The following is a 4,856-nucleotide window of genomic DNA, read 5'->3' on the forward strand; positions in this document are numbered from 1 at the left end:
GTGCCGGTATCGAAAAAATTTCGGCTAATGTAAAACTGAAAGAAATTGAAACTAACATCATCCAACTTCAAAAAGAAATGCTAGTGCAACAACAGGCATTAATGCAATTGCTCAATAGTTCTGAAGACATTCTACCGCTTTCCGAGCCTTTAGTAAAATTGGAATATGGGTTGCAAAACACAACAGATAATCACCCTAACCTTCTGTTATTGCAACAAAATGTTGAAATTGCCAATAGTGAAATTGCCATCCAAAAAAGCAATCGCTTACCAGAATTTACAGGTAGGGTTTTTTCGCAGAAATTATATGGCGTTAAAGACCCCTATAGCGGTTTTTCAATAGCGACTTCATTCCCTGTTTTCGGAACTGGAGCCAATAGCAATAAAATAAAAGCGGCCAAAACCGAAAAAGAAACGCAAGAAAAACAATTGCAATACCAAACGCAAATACTGAAATCTTCTTTGACACAACGTCAAACCGAAGTCGAAAAAAGTGTGTCGGGTTTACAATTTTATGAAACTTCGGGTTTGCAACAGGCAGACGAAATCATAAAAGCCGCTAATCAATCCTATCGTGCCGGAGAAATTAGTTACGCCGATTTTTCATTGTATTTGAGCCAAGCCATCGAAATACGAAAAAACTATTTAGACAATCTAAATGCGTACAACCAAGCCATTATTCAATACAATTATTTCACAAATAAATAAATTAAAAAAAATGAAATCTTTAAAAACATATAAGAATCCCCTTTTACTACTTGCCTTTTGTCTCTTGCTTGTTTCTTGCGGTAAAACTGAAACTAAACCTCAAGAAGAACAAAAAGCAACAACAGAAGAAGCATCTTCTACAATTGCTTCGCTCACAGCCGAACAAATTAAAACTGTGGGTATACAATACGGAACCATCGAACAAAAAGAATTAACAGCCACATTGAAAGCCAATGGAGCATTACGGGTGCCTAATAATAACAAAGCCAATGCCACTTCAATGTATGGCGGCGTGGTCAAAAGTATTAACGTTCAGCTAGGCGATTTTGTTAAAAAAGGCCAAGTAATTGCTACAATCGCCAATCCACAATTCATACAATTGCAGGAAGAATATTTGAGTACTTCCAGTAAAATAATCTTTGCCGAACAAGAATTAGCAAGACAAAAAGAACTCAATTCAGGAAATGCAGGAGCATTAAAAAACTATCAAAATGCCGATGCAGAACTAAAATCAATTAGAACTCGCAGAGCCTCTTTACAACAACAAATCCAGCTGATGGGTATCAATCCAAGTAGTTTGAACAACAACAATTTACGTTCTGCATTGTCAGTGACAAGCCCTATAACTGGCACCATAAGCAATGTGTTTTCTAAAATTGGAAGTTATGTGGATGTGTCTTCACCAGTTGCCGAAATCGTGGATAACTCACAATTGCATTTGGATTTGAATATTTTCGAAAAAGATTTACCAATGCTAAAAGTGGGACAAATTATACATTTTAGAATTACCAATAATTCGGGTGAAGATTACAATGCTAAAGTATATTCAATAGGAGCTGCCTTTGAGAATGACAGTAAAAGTATCCCAGTACACGCCACCGTTCAAGGTAATAAAACCGGACTAATAGACGGAATGAATATAACTGCAATAGTAAGTTTAAATAATGTTACTACCGATGCTGTCCCTACTGATGCCATTGTAAGTGCAGATGGCAAAGAATATATTTTTGTGGTAACCGATAAAAGAGTCGAAGAAACAGAAGTAGAAAACGATAAATCCGAAAAAACAAAAACCCAAGTGACTACAACAAATTTTGAAAAAATAGAAGTCGCAATTGGCGTCTCTAATATGGGTTATACAGCTATAACATTGGTAAAAGACATTCCTGCAAATGCAAAAATTGTGACAAAAGGGGCATTCTTTGTAAATGCAAAATTGACAAACAAAGGGGAAGAATAAACAGTAATACTCATTGGATGCAATTATTAAAAACAGTAATTCACTTTTTTTTAAATAATTGCTCCAATGGGTTAATTAATCTAAAATTGTAGAAAACCAAAATCATTTAATATAATAGATTTATGGATATAAATGCCGAATTAATTATTGTTTTTAAACTGATTGTATCCTTTTTATTAGGAGCATTTATTGGTTTAGATAGAGAAAGACACGGTAGTGATGCTGGTATAAGAACCTATGCCGCAGTTTGTATTGGCTCAACCTTATTTACCGCTATTACTGCACATTTAGTTAATAATTCTGCGGATACTTCAAGAGTAATTGCAAATATTGTAACAGGTGTTGGTTTTCTAGGTGCAGGTATTATTTATCGCAATTCTAGTACAGGAACATCACACGGATTAACAACTGCAGCTACGGTTTGGTGTACTTCAGCTGTTGGTGTTGCCGTTGGATTAAATATGTTCATTATAGCTATAATAGGTGCTTGTGCGTTGTATTTTCTACTTTCATTACACCATCAAAAAAGGTATATAAAATGGAAGCAAAATATGATAAACAAGTATGGTGAAGAAGACTGCAACAATTAGTACTTAAAATAGTGAAATTAATTTAAAAGATAATAATTATGACTACATCAAACACAACTTCTACTGAATCAAAAGTTGCATCACCTATGGTAAAATCTAGTATTTATTAACATAAAAAAGAATTAGTCAACTTTGAATTTCAAAATATTTATAATTATGCTACAGCTTTTAGATTTTACAGGGGAAAATATCATAGCTACAAGGGCAAATGATTTATTGGGTATTAAAGATTATGAAAAAATTCATCCGTTTATCCATAATATTATTGGTACTGGTAAAAAAGCTCGATGGTATTTTGAAATGGACGATGATTCTGGTTCAAATGGTTTTTGGGAAGATGGTGTAATCGAAATCAATTATGGAAAAATGAATTTCACACATTCTGCTGATATCGAAAGAATTGCTATTGTAGGTGGTGAAAAATGGGAAAAGAGTATGCGTTCAATTATGAAACCATTTACAAAAGCGAAGTTGATGTATTTTGATTTGCCCGACAGAGAAAAAGCAAAAGAATGGATTCTAAATCAATAAGTAGAGATTGAAACGATTTACAATGATAATAAATAAACATAGATACTATACAAACGATAAATTGATTTGATTACATCAAAATTAAATAATTATGAAACTAAAATCAAATATAGACAAATTTGGAACAATAGGGCTTTTTACAACAGCCCTGTTGTCACCTTGTTGCTTCCCATTATTTGCTTTCGGGGTATCAGCACTTGGACTGGGAAGTATCGAACTATTTGGAGGTTGGACAATGTGGATTTTTCAAGCGATGGTTTTAATTTCAATCGGAGGACTTTACATTTCTTATCGAAAACATCTTTGTTTGTATCCTTTGCTAATTGCTATTCTGAGTGGAATAGTAATATTCTTTGCTTATTATTTTAGCAAAATAGAAAATCCAACTTACTTAATTTATACCGGAATGTTTGGACTTCTTATTGCTACAATCGTAAATTATTACCAAAATAAACTACACAGAAATTGCAAAACCTGTACAACCTTTGAAGGGAAAACAGTTGAATTAAAATCAACTTTAACTTGCCCCAACTGTGGTTACAGAAAAGAAGAAATAATGCCAACCGATGCTTGTCAATTCTTTTACGAATGTGAAAAGTGCAAAACAATACTCAAACCATTAGAGGGAGATTGTTGTGTTTATTGCAGCTACGGTTCGGTAAAATGTCCACCAATACAAAAAGGAGATAATTGTTGCTAATTAATATCAAAACAAAATGAAACACCAACACAAATACGATGAAAGTGGCAAACAGCTTTGCTGCACATTAGAGGAAAAAATAAATCGTAAAACCGACAAACAAACAGGGTGTTGCACAACCCTCAATGAGCCAGAACATTCTGACGATGACGGACACGACCATTCAGGCGGTGACCAAACCACGCTTCAAATGTTTCTACCGGCAATCATAAGTTTTACACTATTACTTGTCGCAATTGGTTTCGACAACTATTTTACACCAACTTGGTTTACAGATTGGGTTAGAACTGCGTGGTATATAATAGCCTATTTACCTGTTGGATTACCTGTGCTTAAAGAAGCATTTGAAAGCATCCGAAAAGGTGAAATATTTTCAGAGTTTTTATTAATGAGTATTGCTACCATTGGAGCTTTTGCAATTAGCGAATATCCAGAAGGTGTTGCTGTAATGCTGTTTTATGCAATTGGCGAAGTATTTCAAACATTAGCAGTTCAAAGAGCAAAATCAAACATTAAGGCACTATTAGACCAAAGGCCAGATACTGCAACTGTATTGGAAGGTAAAAATGCTGTTTCTAAAAAAGCATCCGAAATCACCATTGGAGAAATCATTCAATTAAAACCTGGAGAAAAACTGGCACTGGACGGAAAGTTAATTTCTGACACCGCTTCGTTCAACACTGCTGCCCTAACAGGAGAAAGTAAACCTGATACCAAACAAAAAGACGAAACCGTTCTTGCTGGAATGATAAACCTGAATACAGTTGTTTTGGTCGAAGTAACAACGGCTTATTCAGATAGTAAGCTCTCAAAAATCTTGGAAATGGTGCAGGAAGCAACCGCCAAAAAAGCACCAACCGAATTGTTCATCAGAAAATTTGCCAAAATATACACGCCAGCAGTAGTGTTTGCAGCTATTGCCATTTGTCTCATACCTATTGCTTTTGTCGATAATTATGTTTTCAGCGATTGGTTGTACAGAGCATTAATCTTTTTGGTTATTTCCTGTCCTTGTGCATTAGTAATCTCCATTCCGTTAGGATATTTTGGTGGAATTGGTTCAGCGAGCAAAAACGGAATATTATTTA

General features: G+C 34.5%; 5 protein-coding genes and 2 pseudogenes. All 7 read left to right on the top strand.

The window, feature by feature from the left end:
- The coding region (locus tag PHC28_RS15640) for a TolC family protein (protein ID WP_300102785.1) at positions 1-707 on the top strand (707 nt) is incomplete at its 5' end.
- 10 nt (positions 708-717) lie between these two features.
- A complete protein-coding gene (locus tag PHC28_RS15645; protein WP_269684988.1) occupies positions 718-1,947 on the top strand; it encodes an efflux RND transporter periplasmic adaptor subunit in 1,230 nt (409 codons plus the stop codon).
- A 122-nt stretch (positions 1,948-2,069) separates the two neighbouring features.
- Positions 2,070-2,537, top strand: coding sequence for an MgtC/SapB family protein (locus PHC28_RS15650; RefSeq protein ID WP_269684989.1), 468 nt, complete (start codon positions 2,070-2,072; stop codon positions 2,535-2,537).
- Positions 2,538-2,693: 156 nt separating this feature from the next.
- On the top strand, positions 2,694-3,068 hold the full coding sequence (locus PHC28_RS15655) for an STAS/SEC14 domain-containing protein (protein ID WP_269684990.1): 375 nt from the start codon (positions 2,694-2,696) through the stop codon (positions 3,066-3,068).
- A gap of 91 nt (positions 3,069-3,159) precedes the next feature.
- Positions 3,160-3,498 (top strand): annotated as a pseudogene (locus tag PHC28_RS15660) (MerC domain-containing protein); the annotation flags it as partial.
- Positions 3,499-3,567: 69 nt separating this feature from the next.
- Positions 3,568-3,768 (top strand): annotated as a pseudogene (locus tag PHC28_RS15665) (GDCCVxC domain-containing (seleno)protein); the annotation flags it as partial.
- 16 nt (positions 3,769-3,784) lie between these two features.
- On the top strand, positions 3,785-4,856 hold a 1,072-nt coding region (locus PHC28_RS15670), incomplete at its 3' end, for an HAD-IC family P-type ATPase (RefSeq protein WP_300102791.1).

This window comes from Flavobacterium sp. (genome assembly GCF_028712645.1).
GTDB lineage: Bacteria > Bacteroidota > Bacteroidia > Flavobacteriales > Flavobacteriaceae > Flavobacterium.

Coding starts and splice junctions, on each gene's coding strand:
- PHC28_RS15645 (WP_269684988.1), top strand. CDS start 718: ATGAAATCTTTAAAAACATATAAGAATCCCCTTTTACTACTTGCCTTT.
- PHC28_RS15650 (WP_269684989.1), top strand. CDS start 2,070: ATGGATATAAATGCCGAATTAATTATTGTTTTTAAACTGATTGTATCC.
- PHC28_RS15655 (WP_269684990.1), top strand. CDS start 2,694: ATGCTACAGCTTTTAGATTTTACAGGGGAAAATATCATAGCTACAAGG.